The sequence below is a fragment of the Azospirillum cavernae genome (genome assembly GCF_003590795.1).
GTDB classification, from domain to species: Bacteria; Pseudomonadota; Alphaproteobacteria; order Azospirillales; family Azospirillaceae; genus Azospirillum; species Azospirillum cavernae.
Map to the genome: position 1 here is coordinate 602284 of NZ_QYUL01000003.1, position 20217 is coordinate 622500.

The 20217-nt window shown below is 65.3% G+C and carries 17 protein-coding genes, 1 tRNA gene, 2 rRNA genes and 1 riboswitch (1 of these 21 only partly in view); of the genes, 7 read left to right on the forward strand and 13 right to left on the reverse strand.

The features are described from left to right. Positions 1-3: 3 nt before the first annotated feature. Together D3877_RS22465 and D3877_RS22470 are read left to right on the forward strand one after the other, a co-directional pair. A complete protein-coding gene (locus tag D3877_RS22465) occupies positions 4-1119 on the forward strand; it encodes a protein-glutamate methylesterase/protein-glutamine glutaminase (RefSeq protein ID WP_119832985.1) in 1116 nt (371 codons plus the stop codon). A gap of 25 nt (positions 1120-1144) precedes the next feature. After that, positions 1145-2923 carry a hypothetical protein gene (locus D3877_RS22470; RefSeq protein WP_119832986.1) on the forward strand — a complete coding sequence of 593 codons (1779 nt, stop codon included), beginning with the start codon at positions 1145-1147 and terminating at the stop codon, positions 2921-2923. A 178-nt stretch (positions 2924-3101) separates the two neighbouring features. Here D3877_RS22470 and mbnM read toward each other — a convergent pair whose 3' ends face one another. The 9 genes from mbnM to D3877_RS22515 form a co-directional block, all read right to left on the reverse strand. After that, a complete protein-coding gene (mbnM, locus tag D3877_RS22475; protein WP_119832987.1) occupies positions 3102-4430 on the reverse strand; it encodes a multi antimicrobial extrusion protein MatE in 1329 nt (442 codons plus the stop codon). Between the two features lie 22 nt (positions 4431-4452). Next, on the reverse strand, positions 4453-5031 hold the full coding sequence (gene mbnC / locus D3877_RS22480; RefSeq protein ID WP_119832988.1) for a methanobactin biosynthesis protein MbnC: 579 nt from the start codon (positions 5029-5031) through the stop codon (positions 4453-4455). Next, positions 5000-5851 carry a methanobactin biosynthesis protein MbnB gene (gene mbnB, locus D3877_RS22485; RefSeq protein WP_119832989.1) on the reverse strand — a complete coding sequence of 284 codons (852 nt, stop codon included), beginning with the start codon at positions 5849-5851 and terminating at the stop codon, positions 5000-5002. The genes mbnC and mbnB overlap by 32 nt, the downstream gene beginning before the upstream one ends. Positions 5852-5915: 64 nt before the next feature. Beyond that, positions 5916-6011 carry a methanobactin gene (gene mbnA / locus D3877_RS22490; protein WP_119832990.1) on the reverse strand — a complete coding sequence of 32 codons (96 nt, stop codon included), beginning with the start codon at positions 6009-6011 and terminating at the stop codon, positions 5916-5918. A gap of 201 nt (positions 6012-6212) precedes the next feature. Continuing rightward, the gene (locus D3877_RS22495; protein ID WP_238475030.1) at positions 6213-7385 is read right to left on the reverse strand and encodes a methanobactin export MATE transporter MbnM; all 1173 of its coding nucleotides are present in this window, start codon (positions 7383-7385) and stop codon (positions 6213-6215) included. Further along, positions 7382-8269 carry an MbnP family copper-binding protein gene (locus tag D3877_RS22500; RefSeq protein WP_119832992.1) on the reverse strand — a complete coding sequence of 296 codons (888 nt, stop codon included), beginning with the start codon at positions 8267-8269 and terminating at the stop codon, positions 7382-7384. The genes D3877_RS22495 and D3877_RS22500 overlap by 4 nt, the downstream gene beginning before the upstream one ends. A gap of 47 nt (positions 8270-8316) precedes the next feature. Further along, a complete protein-coding gene (locus tag D3877_RS22505; protein WP_238475031.1) occupies positions 8317-10401 on the reverse strand; it encodes a TonB-dependent hemoglobin/transferrin/lactoferrin family receptor in 2085 nt (694 codons plus the stop codon). Between the two features lie 55 nt (positions 10402-10456). Further along, entirely contained in the window at positions 10457-11035 is a 579-nt protein-coding gene (locus D3877_RS22510) for a DUF2244 domain-containing protein (RefSeq protein ID WP_119832994.1), read from the reverse strand. A 73-nt stretch (positions 11036-11108) separates the two neighbouring features. Then, positions 11109-11540, reverse strand: coding sequence for a DUF2946 domain-containing protein (locus tag D3877_RS22515; RefSeq protein WP_119832995.1), 432 nt, complete (start codon positions 11538-11540; stop codon positions 11109-11111). A gap of 158 nt (positions 11541-11698) precedes the next feature. Then, positions 11699-11907: riboswitch (cobalamin riboswitch) on the forward strand. A gap of 131 nt (positions 11908-12038) precedes the next feature. Here D3877_RS22515 and D3877_RS22520 point away from each other — a divergent pair. Beyond that, positions 12039-12695: an energy-coupling factor ABC transporter permease gene (locus D3877_RS22520; RefSeq protein WP_119832996.1), complete on the forward strand. Its 657-nt coding sequence runs from the start codon at positions 12039-12041 to the stop codon at positions 12693-12695. An 82-nt stretch (positions 12696-12777) separates the two neighbouring features. Here the strand turns inward: D3877_RS22520 and D3877_RS22525 are convergent, their stop codons facing one another. Continuing rightward, positions 12778-13965 carry a cytochrome-c peroxidase gene (locus D3877_RS22525; protein WP_119832997.1) on the reverse strand — a complete coding sequence of 396 codons (1188 nt, stop codon included), beginning with the start codon at positions 13963-13965 and terminating at the stop codon, positions 12778-12780. 307 nt (positions 13966-14272) lie between these two features. On the opposite strand from D3877_RS22525, the gene D3877_RS22530 reads away from it, so the two are divergent. The 4 genes from D3877_RS22530 to D3877_RS22545 are packed head-to-tail and all read left to right on the forward strand — an operon-like array spanning position 14273 to position 17832. Further along, positions 14273-14650 (forward strand): hypothetical protein, encoded by a 378-nt coding sequence (locus tag D3877_RS22530; protein ID WP_147395257.1) that lies wholly within the window; start codon positions 14273-14275, stop codon positions 14648-14650. Between the two features lie 35 nt (positions 14651-14685). Continuing rightward, the gene (locus tag D3877_RS22535) at positions 14686-15918 is read left to right on the forward strand and encodes an efflux RND transporter periplasmic adaptor subunit (protein WP_119832999.1); all 1233 of its coding nucleotides are present in this window, start codon (positions 14686-14688) and stop codon (positions 15916-15918) included. A gap of 56 nt (positions 15919-15974) precedes the next feature. Beyond that, positions 15975-17144: an ABC transporter permease gene (locus D3877_RS22540; protein ID WP_211100295.1), complete on the forward strand. Its 1170-nt coding sequence runs from the start codon at positions 15975-15977 to the stop codon at positions 17142-17144. Beyond that, a complete protein-coding gene (locus D3877_RS22545; RefSeq protein ID WP_199720894.1) occupies positions 17137-17832 on the forward strand; it encodes an ABC transporter ATP-binding protein in 696 nt (231 codons plus the stop codon). Before D3877_RS22540 ends, D3877_RS22545 begins: the two co-directional genes overlap by 8 nt. Before the next feature lie 370 nt (positions 17833-18202). Here D3877_RS22545 and D3877_RS22550 read toward each other — a convergent pair. From D3877_RS22550 to D3877_RS22560, 3 genes are all read right to left on the reverse strand, one after another. After that, positions 18203-18279, reverse strand: a tRNA-Met gene (locus D3877_RS22550). A 96-nt stretch (positions 18280-18375) separates the two neighbouring features. Further along, positions 18376-18491: ribosomal RNA gene (rrf, locus tag D3877_RS22555) — 5S ribosomal RNA — on the reverse strand. A gap of 208 nt (positions 18492-18699) precedes the next feature. Then, positions 18700-20217: ribosomal RNA gene (locus D3877_RS22560) — 23S ribosomal RNA — on the reverse strand (it continues 1226 nt past the right edge of the window).

Genomic DNA, 20217 nt, shown 5'->3' on the forward strand with positions numbered 1-20217 from the left:
ATCATGGGCCAAACTCGGGGTTCCGGAAAAATCCGCGTTCTCATCATCGACGATTCGGCGACGGTGCGGCAAACCCTGTCCGCCATCCTGTCCTCCGACCCCGAGATCGAGGTGATGGGCAGCGCCGCCGACCCCTTCGCCGCCGTCCGCCGCATCGCCGAGGAGGCCCCCGACGTCATCACGTTGGACGTCGAAATGCCGCGCATGGACGGCATCACCTTTCTGCGCAAGCTGATGAGCCAGCACCCGATCCCGGTGGTGATGTGCTCCTCGCTGGTGGAGGAAGGATCGGAAACGCTGATGCAGGCGCTGGAGGCCGGGGCGGTGGACATCATCGTCAAACCCCGCGTGGACACCCGCCAAATGCTGCTGGAGGCGCAGGTGTTGATCTGCGACACCGTGAAGGCGGCGGCGCGGGCGCGGCCCCGAGCGACCGAACGCAAGGCGGCGGCCCCAGCGCGCACCCTGCGCCCCGAGCCAAAGCTGAACGCCGACGTCATGATGCCGGCCCCGAGCGGCCACGCCATGGCCAAGACCACCGAAAAAATCATCTGCGTCGGCGCGTCCACCGGCGGAACCGAGGCGCTGCGCGAGGTGCTGGAACAGCTTCCCGCCGACAGCCCCGGCATCGTCATCGTGCAGCACATGCCGGAAAGCTTCACCGCCGCCTTCGCCCGGCGGCTCGACAGCCTGTGCGAGGTGGCGGTGCGCGAGGCCAAGGACGGCGACACCGTGCTGCGCGGTCAGGTGCTCATCGCGCCCGGCAACCGCCACACCCTGTTGCAGCGCAGCGGCGCCCGGTATTTCGTGACGGTGAAGGATGGACCGCTGGTGTCGCGCCATCGCCCCTCGGTCGATGTTCTGTTTCGCTCCGCCGCCCACTGCGCGGGCGCGAACGCGGTGGGCATCATCATGACCGGCATGGGCGACGACGGCGCCAACGGCCTGTTGGAGATGCGCAACGCCGGGGCCTTCACCATCGCCCAGGACGAGGACAGTTGCGTCGTCTTCGGCATGCCGAAAGAGGCGATCAACCGGGGCGCCGCCGAAAAGATCGTCGCCCTGTCCGCCATCGCGCGGGAAATCCTCCGATACGGCGGCCGCGCGCATGTGGCCTAACAGACATCAGGCAGAGGGTTGAGCGATGGACGTCCGTCAATGGTCCGATCAATGGGCGCAAGCGTCGCAGATTCCGGCGGGAACCGCCGCCGCGCTGCGCGCGCTGGCCGCCGGATTGGCGGACGCCGCCGCGCCGATCGAGGGAAGCTTCACGGCGGTTGGCGGCGCCTTGGGCGAGGCCTTGACGGTGATGGACGGGGTTGCCGAGGATTTCCGCTGTCTGTCCGCGCTGCTTGAAAACGCCGACGGCGTCAACGCGGTGACGGCCCTGACGCGGGCACGTCACGACACGCTGGAACTCGCGGCCAACGCGCAGCGGATGCTTGGGTTTCTGAGCGACCTGGATCAGAGCAGCGTCGGGTTGGAACATTTGCTGGCGACGCTCAGCCGGATCATCGGCGAAATCACCGCGCTGGCCACCAACGCGAAGGTGCAGGCGGCGCAAATCCGGACGACCAGCGTCGATTTCAGCGTGTTCAACCAGGAAATCGACCGGCTGCACGGTTTGGCCAACAGCACCACGCAGCAGGCATCGGATCGGTTGACGGCGCTGCGCGCCGCCATCGCCACGGCGCATCAGACGGCCAACCAGTTCCACGCCGACAACGCGCGGGATCTCGACGCCATCGGCGCGCGGCTGAAAGCCAGCCTGCAAGAATTGTCGGCGCGCCGGGCGACCGCCCGCGATTCCACCCGCAAATTTTCCGCCCGCGTTTCCGAGATCAGCGCGCGCACCGCCCAATGCATCATGGGTTTGCAAGCGGGCGACCTGACCCGCCAACGCCTGGAGCACATCGGCCACGCGCTGGATCTGCTGGCCGCCATGCTGGAACCGAGGGCAGGCGCCGCCACGGACATGGATTGGCTGGCGGCGTTGAGCGAGGAGCGCAAAGCCGCCCTGCTCGCCGCCGTGTGCGACCTCCAGGCCCAGCAATACGCCCGCACCACCCATGATTTCACCGCGCAAATCCAGGGGCTGCGCGGCAATCTTCAGGCCTTGGCGCGGGACGCCGAGGCCATCGCGACCGACGCCCGGCGGCTGTTCCTGAACGAGGGCGGCGACCGCTCCTTCGTCGGCGCGGTGGCGGCGGACGTGGACCGCGCCACCCAACTGCTGAACAGCTACCGCCAAGCCGACGAGCGCATCCGCGAGCAGATCATCCTGGTGTCCGATGGCTTCGCCGCCATGAAGCGCGGGGTGACGGCGATCAACTCCATCGACGCCGACATGCGCATCATGGGCCTGAACACCACCTTCAAATGCGCCCGTTTGGGCGAGGCTGGCAAGGCGCTGGGGGTGGTCGCGCAAGAGCTGCGCGCGTGCAGCCGCCGCACCGAAGAGGCGTCGCGCGCCATCGCCGAGGCCATCGGCGGGGCCACGGCGCAAGCGTCAAGCCTCAATGACCATTCCGCGCGCGATCATGAATCCGCCGCCGAACTGACCGCCTGCATGGCCGATTCAATGGCCGCCCTGGGCGGGTTGGAAGGCGAGCAAAAGCGCGCGCTGACCGGCTTGACCGCCCGTTGCGGCAAAGCGGCGACGTTGCTGACGAAAACCGCCCAAAGCCTGACCCTGGAACAGAGGTTGGACGCCTTCGGGACCGATCTTGCCGAACGCCTGTCCACGATCATCGCCATCGCCCCGCACCACGCCTCGGTGGACAGCGTGCGGGAGGATGTGTTGCGGATGCTGGAGGGCAAATACACCATGGCCAGCGAACGGATCATCCACGATCTGTTCGCCGACGGCGACGCTGGACCAACGGCTCAAGCCGACGATGTGGGCGACGTGGATTTCTTTTAGAGCGCCGCGCGCTAAATCTGAAACTGGGGTTGCCCTGGAAAAGTGGGGAGCCTTCTTGAAAAGACAACGAGGATCAGAAGGCCGAAGACGGCGACTTCCTGCGCAACGTCACAGAGACCCGCTTCTTCGTGCTGGTCCTGTCGCCGAACACGGCGCGGCTGTCCGGCGGCGCCTTTTATTACCGCGCCGCTCGATCAACCCGCCGCAGCGGCCAGCCTTGCCGGTTGACGGCGGCCCAACGCCGCCACAGCCACAGCAGGGCCAGCGCCTCCGGCGCGACCAGATGGGCGTAGGCGACGGCGGGCTGGTTCCAATGCAGGCCAAGCAGGATCAACGGCCCGCCGACGGCCCAGCCCAGCAGGGCGTCGATGCGGGCGACTTCGGCGAACGCGCCGCTGGCTTGCGACGCCGCGCGCAGGATGTTCGCGGCCAGCCGGATCGGCAGCGACACCGCCACCGCCGTGACCAACCCCGACCACCACGGCCCCGATTGCCCGTACAGCGCCGCGCCAAGCCAGTCGCCGCTTAGGATCAACGCGGCGGCCAGCGCCAGCGCCACCGGCGCGCCGCGCCGCCACAGAACGCCCGCCAGCGCGGCGACGTCCGAGGCGGAGCGCCCAGCGAACCGCATCGCCAGAAAACGCAGAAAGGCGACGAAGGGCGCGAAGACCAGCATCGCCAGCACCGACCCGGCGGCGAAGGCGTTGAATCGCCCGGACTCCGCCGCCCCGATCAGCGGCGAGGCGAACAAAGTGACCGTCACCAGCGCCAGAATTTGCCCGGAGGCCACGCGCTGCGCCTCCCAAGCGGTCTTGCGCACAAGATCCAGCGCCCAACGGCGCCCCGGCCAACCGAGGCCACCCCCCGCCGTCTGGCGCAAATACCGCAGCACCCAGCCGACCGACAACAGGTTCAAAAGCAGCCCAGCAACGAAGCAACCGACAAACCCGCCGTCCAGCACAAACAGGAACAGGCCGTTGAGCGCGGCCTTTCCGGCCAACTCGCCCAGCTTCCAGCGCACGACCACGCCCCCGGCCCCGGTCGCGTGCAGGGCGAAGGCGGCGCAGGCGTTGACCAGACGGAGCGGAGCGGCGGCGGCGAACCAGGGAACGGCGGCGGCAACCAGCGCGGCGGGGCCGTCGGTTCCAACGATGGCCCGCGCCGCCGGTCCATAAAGGACAAGGCCAAGCCCGCCCAGCCCCGCGCCAAGCAGCGCGGCCAGCCCCAACGCCCGGCGGATCGTCGGCCCCGGATCGCCGTCGCGCGTCGCTTGAGCGACGGTGACGGACGCCACCGCGCCGAAGGCCATCATCGCCACCAGATCGGCGACGGCGATCCGCAGCAACAGCACATAAGCGGCGGGGGCCTGCGGATCGATCCGCGCCAGCATGCCGACGTCGATCTGCTGCATGAGCTGCGCCACCGCGAAGGCCAGCAGCAGCGCCGGAAAGCCGCGCCAAAACGCGCGGTCCACCCGCTGGCCGGACGCGTCGCCGCCCGCCGTCATGGCCCGTTGGCCGGTGAAAAAATCATCGGGGAATCGGAGTCCAGCCGGGGAAACCGTCGGGCAGATCATCCCCCGCGATGGTGAAAAAGCCGAACGGCCCATCGGGCGGCGGCAACGGCTCCTCCAACGTGAATTGCTCAATCCGCCGCCCGCTCAGGATCGAGCGGGTTTTCCAGCCGCAGACCAGATCGGGCAGACCGGCGCAGCCCAGCGCGATTCCGCCCGCTTCCGATCGGTCGCCGGTGGCCCAGCGCGCCGCCGACGCCCCCATCAGCGACAGGCGCAGTTCCGGCGTCACCCGGTCGCGAAAGGCCGATTGGGCCAGCCAGACGTCTACCCACAGATAATAGGTCCAGTTCAGGGAGAGCTTTTCCGCCGCCGCCCAGGCCATAAAGGGGCGGAAGATCGCCAACCCGTCCGGCCCCGACAGGTCGAGCAGGCCGGGGCAGATGTCGAACAGCGTGTGCCAATAGATGCGCAGGCTGGTGTCGATTCGGACAAAGGCGCGGGAGTCGCGCGGGTAATCGCCCTGGCGCGCCGGAACGGTCAGCGCGTCGAGCAGGTCGGCGTCAATTCTGGGCAAGGCAAGCGATGCGGCCATGGTCCCTGTCCTGTATCCGGGGGGCGAAAACGGCGCGCAGCCGGTCGAGATCGGCGACGATGTCGTCCTCGTCGAAATTGTCGTCGCGCTCGTAGGTCATGGTGGCGCCGGGCTTGTCGAAGCGGTCGCGGCAGCGTTCCAGAAACGCCATCGTCGCCTCCGACAGCGCGCGGTCGTGGGTGTCGAGCACCAGATGCGGTTGCAGGATCGACAAATTGTAACCGGCGGTGTGGAAATGTGGGGTCGCCGCGATCACGCCCTCCCACGCTTCCAACGGAACGCCGCAATTCAGATGGGCGCAAACCGCGTTGGACGCGTCGAACAGCACGCCGCAGCCGGTGTCGCGGACCAGCCGCTCGTAAAAAGCCGGAGCGTCGTGACCGCCATCCATGATCGACGGGTAATTTTCCAGAAACAGCCGCTGGCCCAAACGGTCCTGCCACCCATCCACCCGGCGGCGCACCCGGTCGTAATCGCTGGCGTAATCAATTTCGGCCAGATGGTAGAGCTGCCGCCCGTCATGGGTGAAGCGCGCCACATGGTCGGAGACGTAGAGCGGTTTCAGCCGGTCGATCAAGCCGCGCAAACGCCGGGCCAGGCTGTCCAGCGCCGCCTCGTCAGTCTCGATGAATTTGGAAAACATGATGTGGAAGCCGACCGGGACCGTGAAATGCCCGGCCAACTCGTCGGCCAGATCGTCGGGCGGAACCGCCAGAAAATTGTCGATCAGCAATTCCACATAGTCGATCCGGCCCGCCGCCAACAGCCGCCGCACCAGGGGCGCGGTGTCCCCCAGCGTAAAATTGAACCCGATGCGCATGGCCGCGCCCTTTCCACCCTGGGAAGCCGTCCCCACGCCCGCAGGCGCGGGGACGGCCGCCGACTCAGTTCACGCCGACCGGGGCGCAGCACGAACCACAGCAGACACCGGCGCGGCCAGCGATGGTCATGACCTGCTTCTTCGCAATCTTGATGCTCATGAGATGCTCCTGATTGGGATGATTTTCTGAAAACACATCGCGCGCACAAAAGTAAATCCCGGAAATATTCTAGGATATTACTTTGATTTTTCGCTGATGTGAGCGAGTTTGTATCATACAATGCTTCGAGAGTCCAAAATGATTCATTCTATTGCGCGACTATTTTCTGCGTCTTGCACGCGCCCGCATGATTTGCTGCCCTCACCGCGCCGCCGCCCATGGGTTGGACCAGCGCGGGTTGGTCAACAAGCCGTCGTCGGTCAACGCGCCAAGGAAGGCCAACAGATCGCGCTTTTCCGTCGGCGTCAGGCCGATGCGGGCGATCAAGCCGCTCTTGTGCGGGTTCAGCCGCCCGTCGCCCTTGTGCGGTCCGGTCGTCACCCGCCGCCCGCCGTCGGAATAGAGGTCGATCACCTCGGCCAGGGTGGCGACGCCGCCATCATGCATGTAAGGCGCGGTGACGGCGACGTTGCGCAGGCTGGGCGCGCGGAACGCTCCCATGTCGGCGAGGTTGGCGGTGAACTCGAACAGGCCCCGGTTGGGAAAGGGAAAGCCGCCCGCGCCGTCGATGTTGTAAAGGCCGGTGTTGTGGAACGGCGTCTCCACCTCGCGGCTGCCGGCGTGGACGACCTGATCGTTGAAATTGAAGCTGCCGTGGCAATGGTGGCATTCCGCCCGTTCGCCGAAAAACAGCGCCATGCCGCGCGTTTCCGGCTCGGTCAGACTGGTTTTGCCTTGAAGATAGCGGTCATAGCGGCTGTCCACCGACACAATGCCGCGCTGAAAGGCGGCGATGGCCTTGATGACGGTCGCCATGGTCAGCGGCTCGGCCTCGTCCGGGAACGCCGCGCGGAACAGCGGCGGGTAGAGCGGTTCCGCGCGCAACCGTTCCAAAATGACAGGCCGGTTGGCGTCGGTGACGCCCATTTCCACCGGATCGTCGCCGAACAGCGGCACCTCCATTTGCCGCTCCAGCGACACCAGCGCCGGATTCGCCCAAGTGTAGGTGGCGTTCCAGGCGCTGTTCGCCAAAGGTTGCGCGCTGCGGTGGGTCAGGCCGCCGGTGGACCCCGGCGACCGCGACCGCCCGTCGGTGAAGGCGCGGGATTGGAGATGGCACGACGCGCAGGTGATCGTGCCGTTGCCCGACAAACGGGCGTCGTAGAACAGGCGTCGGCCAAGCTCGACCTTGGTCTCCGACATCGGGTTGTCGGCGGGAACGCGCGGTTCGGGGACGTGGGACGGCAAACCCCACGCCCACCCGTCGGCCAGAACCGACGGGGGCGCCAAAACCAACGCGGAAACCAACGCGGACAGGCCGACGATCATGGCCCGAAGACGCACCCCGGACACAGCCGACGCCCGCCCGCTCACGGCTTCGCCACCAGGGCGAAGGCGGGAGAACGACCGGACTCCACCGGCTTGCCGTCGCTGAGCGACAGGCCCAGCCGGGCGAAGATCGGCCCGCAATCGGCGTCGGTCGGGCCGCTCATGCAGCCGACCGCCCCGCCCTGGTCCTTGTTCAGGGCGCTGCCCTGGAACAGCGACGACAGATCCAGCGCCACCGCTTGGGCGCGCGGGTCAAAGGCGGCAAGCGTCACCGGCACGCGGTTGGACCGGGTGCAGACGACGTTTTCGCCGGTCGCCGGGTTGCCCGAACAGCCGGTGGAGCCGAGATGCACGTACCAGCTTGGCGCTTTGCCGCCGTCCGGCTTGGCGACGCCGCCCGCCGGATCGACCTCCACCTTCACAAACTTGCGCCCGGCCTGCCAGCTCCAGCCCAGCGCCGCGATGTCCAGCGGCGGCGGGGCCTTTTCCGTGCTGCTGTGGTTGAGGGCGGGCGGCACGCCGACGGTGAAGGACAGCCCGGCGTAGGCGGTTCCCGCCGGAACCGCGCCCGTCACCGTGACGTTGGTCGCCTTGGTCCCGCCGACGCAACCGCCGCTGCCATCCTCAAAATCCAGCAGGGCGACGTTGGCCGTCTGCCAGTCGTTGACGGTCAGGGTCAGCGGAACCGGCTTGCCCGCCGCGTCGATCAGGGCGACGTCCTGCACGTAGAAACGGGCGTCGCGCAGAATCGCCGCCGTCTTGCCGACGCCCAACGGCCCCAGCGGAACGCCGCAACGGGCCGCCTTGCCGTTGGCGGTCAGGGCGAAGTTGATGGCGACCGGCTGGGTCGCCACCTCCGGCGCCGTGCTGGCGCAGCCCGCCAATCCAGCGGCGGCAGCCAGCGTAACGAGGGTGGAAAACAGGCGCATGCGGTCCTCCTGAGAAGCGGATTCGGTCAACAGTCAAAAGCGGACGGTCAGAAGCGGGCGGTGAAGGTCATGTTCACGCTGCGCCCTTCCTCGTAGCTGTAGGTGTCGGCCTGCGATTGCTGGTAGGTGACGTAAGCCTTGTCGAACAGGTTGGTGACGCCCAGATCGACGCGATACCAGTCGCGGTCATAGGCGACGCCGACGTCGTGGGTCACATAGGCGTCGCGGCGGCGCAGCGCGGTCGAATCATAATGCTGGGCGGCGGCGGCCTGCCCGACATAGCGCAGGGTCCAATTGTCGCCCAGCCGGTACTGCACGCCCAACGACGCCTTGTCCGGCGGGGCGTAGAGGTTGGCCCCGGTGGCGGAATCCTTCGCCCGCAGCCGCGAATAGGCCAGCCCCAGCGTCAGATCATCCAGCGTGTAGGCGATTTCCGCCTCCCCGCCCCAGCGTTCGGCGTTGGCGACGTTGCGCTGTTGGAAGATCAGCCCAGTGCCGGAGAAGGGGGCGACGCGGCGGTAGGTTCCAATGGTCTGCTGGCTGATGAGATCCTTGACGTCCTCGGTGAAGATGGTCGCCTTGGCGCGCAGGCTGTCGCCCTTGGCGAGCAGATCGTCGAAGGCCAGCGTCAGGCCCGCTTCCTTGGTCTTGCTGGTTTCCGGCTTCAGCGACGGGTTGGGCCGGAAGTTGAACAGCGCGCGGGTGGTGTTCAGATTGCCGAACATCTCGGTCAGGGTCGGCGCGCGGAACGCCTCGCCATAGCTGGCGTAAACGCCCAGGAAGCTCCAGGGCTGATACTTCAGGGCGATCTTCGGCGACAGACGGTCGTTGCTGGACGACGCTTGGCCGGACGGCGACAGGCGGTAGCTGTCCTGGCGCAGCGCGCCGGTCAGCGTCCAGTCGTTCAGGATGCGGATTTCATCCTGGATAAAGCCGCCGAACGCCTGCAACGCGCCGTCGGGCAACACGCTGTTCGGGCTGCCCGCCGATTGGTTCTTGGCGGTGTCGCGGTAAAAATCCAGCCCGTAGGTGACGCGGTGCTTCATCCAGGACGCCGTTTCAAACGACGTGCTGTTCTGAAGGCTGGCCCCGAAGGTCGCCGTCATCGCCGAGGTCGGATCCAGCGCCGGAACCACGCGGCTTTCGCTGTCGAGCTTAAACTTGGTGTAATAGGCCGACAGCTTGCCGTCCAACAGGCGCTTGTCGGCGTCCTGGAAGGCCCAGGCGGCGTTGTACTGCTCCTGCCGCCGCTTGAGCTTTTGCGAGAAGGGGAACAGCGTGTTGCCGCCGGGGTTGTTCGGCCCGGTCAGATCGTCGGCGAATTTCTGGTAGCCGAGTTGGAACCTGTTCTGTTCGTTCGGCGTGATCGTGCTTTTGACCAGCGCGCTTTTCAACTGGCCGTCGTTCGGCAGGGTCGAGCCGGAACCGCCCGTGCCGGTGTGGCCCGCCCCAGTGTGAATGGTGTTGTAATCGCGGTAGGTCACGCTGGCCAACAGATCGACGCCCTGCGTCCGCGCCGCGCCGGTCAGGTTGGTGGAGGCTTCGCCGTTGGCGCTGCGGTAACCCGCCTTGATCCGTCCGCCGACCGTCTTGCCGGGGGCGAGGACATCCTCCACCCCGATGGTTTCAAAGGCCATGACGCCGCCCAGGCCGCCGCTGCCATAGGCCGCCGACACCGGGCCGCGCACGACGTCCACCTGCTTGATGAAATCGGGATCGAGCAGCAGCGGCGTGTTCACCCCGCCGTCGTTGTTGCGGCGCGCGCCATCGACCGACAGGATCACGCGCGGGCCGAGCAGGCCGCGAATCGCCGGGCTTTGCGAGGCCGGGCGCGGCCCGCCGCCGAAATTCACGTTGGGCAGGGTGCGCAGCACGGTGGACAGCGTGTTCGCCTGGGCGTCGTCCAACTGCTCCCGCCCCACGGTGGAGACCGAGGCCGGAACGTCAAAACCGCTGTTGGCGGTGCGCGTCGCCGTGACCGTCACGGCCTCCAACTGAAAGATGGGCGAGGCCGCGCGGGAATCGCCGGTTTGGGCGGCGACCTGTTGGGCAAAAGCGGGGGCCGCCGACGACAGCAGCAAACCGGGGATGGCGAGCCAGGAGGCGCGCAGGCGCGTCGAAAGACGAGTCACGTCGGACAATCCTTTGGAAACAATGGAATGATGAAAAGCGAACGCGCGGGAACGCTCAGCGCTCGGACGCTGGCAGGGCGGCGGCGTGGGCCACGGGCGCGACCGGAGTAGGCGTCCAAACGCCGTTCAGTCGGTTGGACGCCTTCGCCAGTTCCGCTTTCAGCGCGGTGGCCAACTCCAGCCGCTCGTCGGCGGTCAGAAAACCGCCGACGCTGATCCGGCGGCCATGGCTGCCCAGCGTCAGCCGGGGACCGGCGGAGCCGTCCGCCTCGACCGCGACGCGCAGCCAACTGGTTTGCCAATCGCTGACCGAGCGCCGACCGGCGCTGTCGGTCTGCTCCACCCGCGTGCGGTCGGGCCAGACGCGGATTCGCTCGCTCATCCGACGGCGGCGGGAATCGCCGATTAGCGACCAGCCGACGAAGGCGGCGACCAACAGCCCATAGGCCGCCATCGGCCACGCCCCCAGCCACAGCCAGGCGGTCAGGGTGATCGCGGCGTAGGCGACCAGAACCGCCGCGAAAATCACGCGGCCATGGCGGGTGCCGCTGTCGTTTGGGGTGAGAAGAGCGTCAAACAGCGGATCGGCGTCGGACAAGGCCGAAGCCGCAGGAATCGGATGGATTCCGGGCATGGGGAGACTCCACACGGGCAATCACGGGGCAAGACCGCGCGGAGGGATTGCTCCAACGCGGTCGCGAACGGGATCAGCCGAGGGAGGGGGGAGCGCGCGCCTGAAGGGTGGAGAGGAACCAACCGGCGGCGATGCGGTCGCCGGGCAAGGCTTCCGGCCCATGACGCACGGCGTCGATGGGCATGACCAGCGTGACGGGCGGCGGCATTGCCAAACCGCCAATCAACGGGCAGAGCGGGCAAGAGCCGCCGGACATCGCCGCGTCGGTTTGACCACTTTCGGTTTGACCGCCATCAGGATCGACCGGCGCGCCACGATCATCGAGCAGCACGGTTTTGAAGCCGTCGGGCGTGCAAATAACGATCCGGTTGCTTCCAGAATCGTTGGTCGGCGCGGCCATGGCGGGCATCCAGGCCCAGGCGACGATCTGCAACAGCAACGCGACCGCGCCAGCCAAAAGGCTGCCCCGTCGCGTCCGTCGCGTCTTGTCCCGGTTCCCGATCATGCCGATCCATCGCTGCGCCAAAAGTTGCGCGTCACACGCAACGCGACACACTACCCCAAGCGCCACGCCCGACACGAGCGACATTTTCACGCAGGGGTGGGCCATCGCCAAACACCGGCGGCGCCGGGAAAAAGACTTGGAACGGGAAAGACCGCCGGGCTACGCTGCGTCTCGGTGGTGCGTGGCGTTCCAAGAATGGCCGCGTGAAAAGGGAATCCGGTGCGGCCCGTCAGGGCCAAATCCGGGGCTGCCCCCGCAACTGTAAACGGCAAGCGCCGGGTCACGACGCCACTGGCCAACCAGCCGGGAAGGCGACCCGACGCGCAACGCCGCAAGCCAGGAGACCTGCCACCGTTCCAACAACCCCAGCAGGCCGTCGGTGGGACGGCCGGGAGGTGGCGATGACGTTTTATCCATCGGGCTGAGCCTTGAATCCGTCCGGCGCGTCTGGACGGCAACCGCCCGCATTTCCGTTTTCATCGCTCAGGACATCCGCACATGCACATCGAACCCGGCATCCTCGACGCCGTCAAAGTCACCGCCGCCAACGGCGCCGCGCTCGCCACGCTGGCCGCCTACAGCCCGGCGCTGGTCCGCCAGCCGGTGGAACTGGTCAAAACCGCCTTCGCGGCGCTGTTCTTCTCCGTCTTCATGGAAATCTTCCATCTGCCGGTCGGCCCGTCGGAGCTGCATTTCATCGGCGCGTCGGCCGTCTATTTCACCTTCGGCTTCCTGCCCACTTTGTTCGGCTTCGCCATCGGCCTGCTGCTGCAAGGCGCGCTGTTCGAGCCGCAGGATCTGCTGCATCTGGGCGTCAACAGCCTGTCGCTGATCGTGCCGCTGGTCGCCGTCCACGAAACGGTGGGCAAGCGTTTCTTCGCCGAGGGCGCGGCCAAGGCCACCGTCACCTGGCGACGCATCATGGCCTTCGACGCCGCTTATTATTCCGGCGTGGTCGCCATGGTCGGCTTCTGGCTGTTCCTGGGCGAAGAGGCGACGCCGCTGGCCGATTGGGCGCTGTTCGCCGCCTCCTACCTGCCGCTGGTTCTGTGCGAGCCGATCTTCACCTGGGTGGCGCTGAAGGGCGTTGACCGTCTGACCGCCGACAACCCGCTGCGCCGCGTCACCGCGCTGGACCGTTTGGCGCTCGCCTGAGCGCAGATCGGCGATTGAGGAACCGATGACGCGATGGCCCCGCTTTCTGAACCAGAAGGCGGGGCCATCTTCGTCACGGACGTCATGGAGTTGCGGGAAAGCGCTCTTTCAGCAGCGGCTCATAGCGCGCGTCTGTCAGCGTCTTGAGAAAAGCGACCAGCGCCTTGACGCGGCGCGTGTCCAGGGCGGGAGCCGATTCAAGTTCCTTCATCGACCGATTGGCCGCGACCTCCGGCGCCCCCCAGGGCTGGCCGGTTTCCGGGTTGATCGCCGCCGCCGCCGTCCGGTTGTTGAAGTGATCGTAGAAACGGATGACGGTTTCCAAATCCTTGAACACGCCGTTGTGCATGTAGGGGCCGGTCACGGCGACGTTGCGCAGGGTTGGCGTCTTGAACAACCCGTCATGGATGGGTTTGGCGGCGGCGGGGTTGTCGCGCAAGCCGTGATCGACAAATCCGGGTTTGCCGGTGGCGGCGCGAAGGGCCGGGTTTGGCGGCACGCCGATGTTGTGATGTTCGTAATTGGTGAAGGTCTCACCCGGCGCCGCCGGCATCGCCTTCAGCTTGTGGCACTGGTTGCAATTGGTGAACTGGGTGGAAAAGAACAGGGTCATGCCCAAATCCTCCTCCGGCGTCATCTTGTACTCACCCCGCAGCGAGCGGTCGTATTTGGAATCGAAGGGCGCGAAGACGGCGGTTTTCTCGAAAGCGGCCAAGCTGTCCGTCATCGCGTCATAGGCGCGGTCGGCGTTGTCCAGCGCGCCCGCCCCATAGAGCGCCACGAAAGCCCGCGCGTAGTCGGGATTCTCGGCCAGCCGCGCCCGCGCCTGCTCCTTGGAGGACAACCCCATCTCCGCCGGATTGAGCGGCGGTCCGCCCGCCTGCTCCTTCAGCGTCGCCGCCCGCCCGTCGAGAAACTGGCCCCCAACCGCCTTGCCGTCGGCCCTGATGTGGAAGACCGGGGTGAACGCCGCGTAGCTCGCCGTCGGCGCGTTGCGGTCGCCGACCGAATGACCGTTGTCGCCAACCGACACCGCCCCACCCGCCCCGTCGGTGCGCGGGTCAGCAAAGCCGTTGAGCGGGCTGTGGCAGTTGGCGCAAGACTGGCTGCGGTTGGCCGACAGATCGACGTCAAAAAACAACGCCTCGCCCAGCTTTTCCTTGGTCGGCAGGTCGGCGGCGGACGCGACGGCGGGAGACACGGCGCCCGCAGCCAACAGCACGGCAAGGGCCGCAGCGCAGCGGACGGCCAACGGACGATTCGCAAACATGATGATGCTCCTGGCAACCGCCAGCCCGGACGGGTCGGCGTCTCGGCGCGAGTCAACGATCAATCGCTAATGAAAATCAATATCATTCACCTGAGGCGAAAAGTCGCCCCCTGCGCCGCGTCTGCGGATTTGGATTTGAGCGGTCCCGTCACGGCGGGGCGAACCATGGGATGGGTGTTTCCCGACGCTGCCCCGACGCTTGACCGCGCGTTAGCGTCGTTCCGAAATCCGTCGCTGCGCCCAATGGCCGCGTCCAATGGCCAAGACGCCGTGTCTCAAAAACTAAGGGTTCTCAATGAAATCGGTCATGTTCAGCACGCACGAATTCGACGAAGAGTCCTTCACCCTTGCGAACAAAGCCCTTAGCCACGACATCACGTTCGTGCGCGCCCGGCTTAGCCTCGACACCGCGAACCTCGCTCATGGAGCCGACGCGGTCATCGTCGCCGCCGAACGGATTGGTCTGCGTGTGGTTCGGGCGCGTTGTGGCCTGATCGACACCGACGCTCTGATCGCGGCGTTGAAAGCCGGTCAACCCCCTGGCGCGAACATCGATGTCTACGAGCGGGTTTCTGACCGAGGAAGCGTTCAAAGACATCGCCGAAACGACGCTGCCAGTTTGAGCGCGTTCGAGCGGAACGGAGCATTGACGAGCGAGATCAAAACTCCGCATGATCCTGTATAGTTAGGTATGCGCAAAGTGCCTAGGATGTTCCGGCAATGATCCCAGGTCGGAAATCACCGTGGATTTGGGCGGGGTTGGCGGCGATCAGCGTCGCCGCGTTGGCTTGGATTTTCGGGGCGCCGTTGGTTTTTGGCCCCGTGGTTGCCGTGACGCCGGTGCTGCGGGCCGACTTCGTGCAAACGTTGGTCGCCAGCGGGCATGTCGAAACGCCGTTCCGCGTCACCATCGGCAGCCAGATCACCGGCGTCGTCGCCAGCATTCAGGTGGCCGAAGGACAGCGGGTTCAGGCCGGTGACACGCTGCTCACGCTCGACGACAGCGAAGCCCGCGCGACGACCGTGCAGGCGGAGGGACAGGTGGCGCAGGCGGAGGCCCGGATCCGCCAGATTCGCGAATTGACCTTGCCATCGGCCGAGCAGTCGCTGGTCGAAGCGACCGCAACCCTATTGAGCGTCCAGCAGGCCTATGAACGACAGAAAACATTGACGGCGAACGGCAATGGCAGCCGGGCGGCGCTGGAGGAGGCGACCAAGAATCTCCGCGTGGCGCGCGCCCAGCTCCGCAGCGCGGAATTGCAGGTTTTCACGAATCGCGTCGGCGGCAGCGACTATGTTCTTGCCGAGTCGCAGCTTTCCCAAGCGCAGGCGACGCTTGCCGTCGCGCGGTCCCGACTGAGCGACTACAGGATCAAGACGCCGAGGGACGGGATTCTGATCGCGCGGGACGTCGAGGTCGGCAACGTCGTGCAGCCCGGCAAACAGTTGATGCTGGTGTCGCCGAGCGGCGACGCGCAGATCATCGTCCAGATTGACGAACGGAATCTCAGACTGATCGCCCTTGGCCTGTCGGCGCTCGCCTCCGCAGACGCCTACGCCAAGGAGACGTTCCCGGCCAAGATCGTCTACATCAACCCCGGCGTCGACCTTCAGCGGGCGTCCGTCGAGGTCAAGCTCGACGTTCCCGATCCGCCCGCTTACCTCAGTCAGGACATGACGGTGTCCGTCGACATCGAGGTCGCCCGCCGCCCTCAGGCGTTGATCGTCGCCGCCGCCGACATCAAGGACATCAACAGCGCCCATCCCTGGGTGCTGAAAGCCATTGACGGCCATGCCCGGCGTCAGGCGGTTTCGGTCGGCCTCGTCAGTTCCGGCAAGGCGGAGATTTTGTCCGGGCTGGAGGTCGGCGACCGCGTGGTGAGCGCCTCGGCAGGCCCCCTGACCGATGGCGGCCCGATCCGTCCGCGCCCATCCGGTGATGGGGGACCATGAACCGTTGGACACCGTTCGAATGGATCGCCGCAATCCGGTTCTTCAAGGAAGGCCGCATGCAGACCCTGTTCATTCTGGCGGGCGTGGCGATCGGCGTCGGCGTCATCGTGTTCATGTCCGGGCTGTTGTCGTCTCTCCAGGCGAATTTCATCCGGCGGGTGCTGACCTCGCAGCCGCACATCCAGATCATCGCCCCCGACGAGGTCGCCCGCCCGCTGCGCGTCGCGCCGTCCGGGGTCGTGGTGGCGTCAATTGTCCAGCGCCCGGCCCAAAGGCTGCGCTCAATCGACCAATGGCAGATGATCCGAACGCAATTGCTGCGGCGAGCCGACATCACCAACGTCTCGCCGACGGTCACGGCGTCCGCTCTGGCGGTTCGTGGCGACGCCAGCCGCTCGATCACCCTGACCGGCATTGATCCGGAGGTCTATTTCAACATCGTCAAGCTGCCGGACTACATCATCCTCGGTCAGCCCCGCGTCACCAGCGAAGACATCATCATCGGCGCCGAACTGGCCAAGGATCTTGGGGTTTCTGTGGGCGACAAGGTGAATGTGACCGCCGCCAGCGGCGCCCTGCGCGCGCTCACCATCAGCGCCATCTTCGACCTTGGCAACAAGGGCGCCAACGAGCGTTCAACCTTCGTCGCGCTCAGGACCGCCCAGGCATTGTCGAATCTGGTCGGCGGCGTCACCTCGATCGACATCACCATTCAGGACGTCTACGCCGCCGACACCATCGCGGCGTCGGTGCAGGCCGAGGTCGGGATGCAGGTCGACAGTTGGATCAAGACCAACGCTCAGTTCTTCACCGCCGTGAACGCGCAAAAAATATCCAACACGGCGATCCGTGGCTTCGTCGGCCTTTCGGTCGCCTTCGGCATCGCCAGCGTCCTGGTGGTCTCGGTGATTCAGCGATCCAAGGACATCGGCATTCTGCGCGCCATGGGCGCCTCGCAGAACCAAATTCTGCGGATCTTTCTGTTGCAGGGCGCCTTGCTTGGGTTTTTGGGGTCGCTGGTCGGCTCCCTGGTCGGGCGCCAGTCGTTGGTGTTCCTGCACAGTTTCCTGCGTCAGGCCGACGGCAGCGAGCTGTTTCCGTTGATCCTCGAGCCGTCCTTGTTCGTCGCCGCCGTCGCCCTGGCCTCCGTCACCGGCGTCGTGGCGGCGGCGGTTCCGGCGATCCGCGCGGCAAAACTCGATCCGGTGGTGGCGATCCGTGGCTGAAACCGTTCCCGTCTTGCGCCTTGAAGGCGTGACCAAGACCTACAACGCCGACACGGCGGCGGCGGTCGAGGTTCTGCACGGCATTGATCTGATTCTGCAACGGCGCGAATTCGTGGCGTTGACCGGGCCTTCGGGGTCGGGCAAAAGCACCTTGCTCAACATCGTCGGCCTGCTTGATCGGCCCACCACCGGCAAGCTGTTCATCGACAATCGCGAAACCAGCGCTTATGGCGATGCGGAACTGACCCGGCTGCGGGGCCACAGCATCGGCTTCGTGTTTCAGCATCACTATCTGCTGTCCGCCTTCACGGCGCTGGAAAACGTGATGATGCCGATGCTGGCCGACCGGGAATTCCCCAATGAGGCCATGCGGGAGCGCGCGCACGCCCTGCTGTCGGAGATGGGCCTCGCCAAATGGGAGAACAATCTGGCCAACAACCTGTCGGGGGGGCAGCAGCAGCGGGTCGCCATCGCGCGCGCGCTCGCCATGAACCCGCCGCTGATCCTGGCCGACGAGCCGACCGGCAATCTCGACACCAAATCCGCCGACACCGTGTTCGACATGATGCGCAAGATCAACGCCGACAACGGCGCCAGCTTTTTGATCGTGACCCACAACAACGATCTTGCGCGCCGCTGCGACCGCATCATCGAGGTCGTCGATGGTCGGATCGTGACGCCGCCGTAAGGATGTTGGTGAAACGCAGGCGCGGTCGCGTTCTCAACCGCGCGAAGCAATCACGCGTGATGTCACGGATTGCTCAAAGCCTCGGCCATGCGCGAGATGAACCAAATGCGCTGAGCAGCGGACCGACCAGGACGCATGGCGCCGCGAACTGCCCAAGATCGAGAAGCAGATTCGGGAGATCATCAGCGCGATCAAGGACGGCATGTATGTACCGTCGATGAAGGCGGAGATGGAGTCGATGGAAACGCGCAAGGCGCAAGGCAAAGGGCTGGCGATCTGGCGGCGATGTTGAGTTTCGCCGCAAACACGAAAAAGCCCGGCCTCCGTGGGGAGACTGGGCTTATCTGCGATCAAGGATCGCAAGCATCGGTGGTTGCGGGGGCAGGATTTGAACCTGCGGCCTTCAGGTTATGAGCCTGACGAGCTACCGGGCTGCTCCACCCCGCGAGTGTCTTTTGTGCGTGGCGTGCTGTGTGGAGATGGAGTTGTGAGATGAAGGCGCGTGTTTTGTTGGACGGTGTTGATGTCTCTTGTGCCTGAGCGACCTGGCGGCGACCTACTCTCCCACGCCTTAAGACGCAGTACCATCGGCGCAGAGGCTTTTCACGGCCGAGTTCGGGATGGGATCGGGTGTTTGGCGCCTCGCCATGACCACCAGGTCACTCAGGCACAAGACCGACAACCAACTGCTGCTTTTTCTGTTTCCAGAGAGGGCAGCCGAACCAACAATGTTTCGCGCTGTTTTGTGTGCAAGTGATCGGAGGATGTTTGTATCTGAACCGGCGGATTGTGTCAAGTCATTGTTTTGACTGACGTTGGCTGTGCGTTGAACAGGCTTGCCGCTGCGCGCGGCGCGTCTCGTTGTGTGAGATCAAGCCGATCGAGCGATTAGTAAGGCTTAGCTTCAGGCATTGCTGCCCTTCCACACGCCTCCTATCGACGTGATGGTCTATCACGGCTCTCAAGGGAGCTCTTGTTTAGAGGTGGGTTTCCCGCTTAGATGCTTTCAGCGGTTATCCCGTCCATACTTAGCTACCCGGCCATGCCACTGGCGTGACAACCGGTGCACCAGAGGTATGTCCATCCCGGTCCTCTCGTACTAGGGACAGATCCTCGCAAAACTCCTACACCCACGGCAGATAGGGACCGAACTGTCTCACGACGTTCTAAACCCAGCTCACGTACCACTTTAATCGGCGAACAGCCGAACCCTTGGGACCTGCTCCAGCCCCAGGATGTGATGAGCCGACATCGAGGTGCCAAACGACTCCGTCGATATGGACTCTTGGGAGTCATCAGCCTGTTATCCCCGGCGTACCTTTTATCCGTTGAGCGATGGCCCGTCCACATGGAACCACCGGATCACTATGGCCGACTTTCGTCTCTGCTCGACTTGTCAGTCTTGCAGTCAGGCGGGCTTATGCCATTGCACTCGACGAGCGATTTCCGACCGCTCTGAGCCCACCATCGCGCGCCTCCGTTACACTTTGGGAGGCGACCGCCCCAGTCAAACTACCCGCCATGCAGGGTCCCGGCCCCGGATGACGGAGCGCGGTTAGATGCCAGAGATCTCAAGGGTGGTATTTCAAGGTTGGCTCCACACGAGCTGGCGCCCATGTTTCCAAGCCTCCCACCTATCCTACACATGAGATCCCTAGCACCACTGCAAAGCTGTAGTAAAGGTGCACGGGGTCTTTCCGTCTGACCGCGGGAACTCCGCATCTTCACGGAGAGTTCAATTTCGCTGAGTTGGTGTTGGAGACAGCGGGGAAGTCGTTACGCCATTCGTGCAGGTCGGAACTTACCCGACAAGGAATTTCGCTACCTTAGGACCGTTATAGTTACGGCCGCCGTTTACCGGGGCTTCAATTCAGAGCTTGCACCCCTCCTCTTAACCTTCCGGCACCGGGCAGGCGTCAGACCCTATACGTCGCCTTGTGTGGCTTCGCAGAGCCCTGTGTTTTTAGTAAACAGTCGCTACCCCCTGGTCTGTGCCCCCCGCCCACGCTTGCGCATGAACGGGGCCCTCTTCTTCCGAAGTTACGAGGGCAATTTGCCGAGTTCCTTCAACACCATTCTCTCAAGCGCCTGGGTATACTCTACCTGTCCACCTGTGTCGGTTTGGGGTACGGTCTAACGCGGGGGCTATTTCCTGGAACGGGTCCACAGCAGGCTCAATCCGATAAGAGCCTACACGCTTTCCCATCCGTCACCACCCGCTGGCCCACGATTATTAACGTGGTTCCCATCGACTACGCCTTTCGGCCTCGCCTTAGGGGCCGGCTCACCCTGCGTGGATTAACCTTGCGCAGGAACCCTTGGACTTTCGGCGAGAGTGTTTCTCACACTCTTTGTCGCTACTCATGTCAGCATTCTCACTTCCGA

Bases quoted from the DNA above. Each gene is read 5' to 3' on its own strand.
- D3877_RS22465 (WP_119832985.1), top strand. From the start codon at position 4: ATGGGCCAAACTCGGGGTTCCGGAAAAATCCGCGTTCTCATCATCGAC.
- D3877_RS22470 (WP_119832986.1), top strand. From the start codon at position 1,145: ATGGACGTCCGTCAATGGTCCGATCAATGGGCGCAAGCGTCGCAGATT.
- mbnM (WP_119832987.1), bottom strand. From the start codon at position 4,430: ATGACGGCGGGCGGCGACGCGTCCGGCCAGCGGGTGGACCGCGCGTTT.
- mbnC (WP_119832988.1), bottom strand. From the start codon at position 5,031: ATGGCCGCATCGCTTGCCTTGCCCAGAATTGACGCCGACCTGCTCGAC.
- mbnB (WP_119832989.1), bottom strand. From the start codon at position 5,851: ATGCGCATCGGGTTCAATTTTACGCTGGGGGACACCGCGCCCCTGGTG.
- mbnA (WP_119832990.1), bottom strand. From the start codon at position 6,011: ATGAGCATCAAGATTGCGAAGAAGCAGGTCATGACCATCGCTGGCCGC.
- D3877_RS22500 (WP_119832992.1), bottom strand. From the start codon at position 8,269: ATGCGCCTGTTTTCCACCCTCGTTACGCTGGCTGCCGCCGCTGGATTG.
- D3877_RS22510 (WP_119832994.1), bottom strand. From the start codon at position 11,035: ATGCCCGGAATCCATCCGATTCCTGCGGCTTCGGCCTTGTCCGACGCC.
- D3877_RS22515 (WP_119832995.1), bottom strand. From the start codon at position 11,540: ATGATCGGGAACCGGGACAAGACGCGACGGACGCGACGGGGCAGCCTT.
- D3877_RS22520 (WP_119832996.1), top strand. From the start codon at position 12,039: ATGCACATCGAACCCGGCATCCTCGACGCCGTCAAAGTCACCGCCGCC.
- D3877_RS22525 (WP_119832997.1), bottom strand. From the start codon at position 13,965: ATGTTTGCGAATCGTCCGTTGGCCGTCCGCTGCGCTGCGGCCCTTGCC.
- D3877_RS22530 (WP_147395257.1), top strand. From the start codon at position 14,273: ATGTTCAGCACGCACGAATTCGACGAAGAGTCCTTCACCCTTGCGAAC.
- D3877_RS22535 (WP_119832999.1), top strand. From the start codon at position 14,686: ATGATCCCAGGTCGGAAATCACCGTGGATTTGGGCGGGGTTGGCGGCG.
- D3877_RS22540 (WP_211100295.1), top strand. From the start codon at position 15,975: ATGCAGACCCTGTTCATTCTGGCGGGCGTGGCGATCGGCGTCGGCGTC.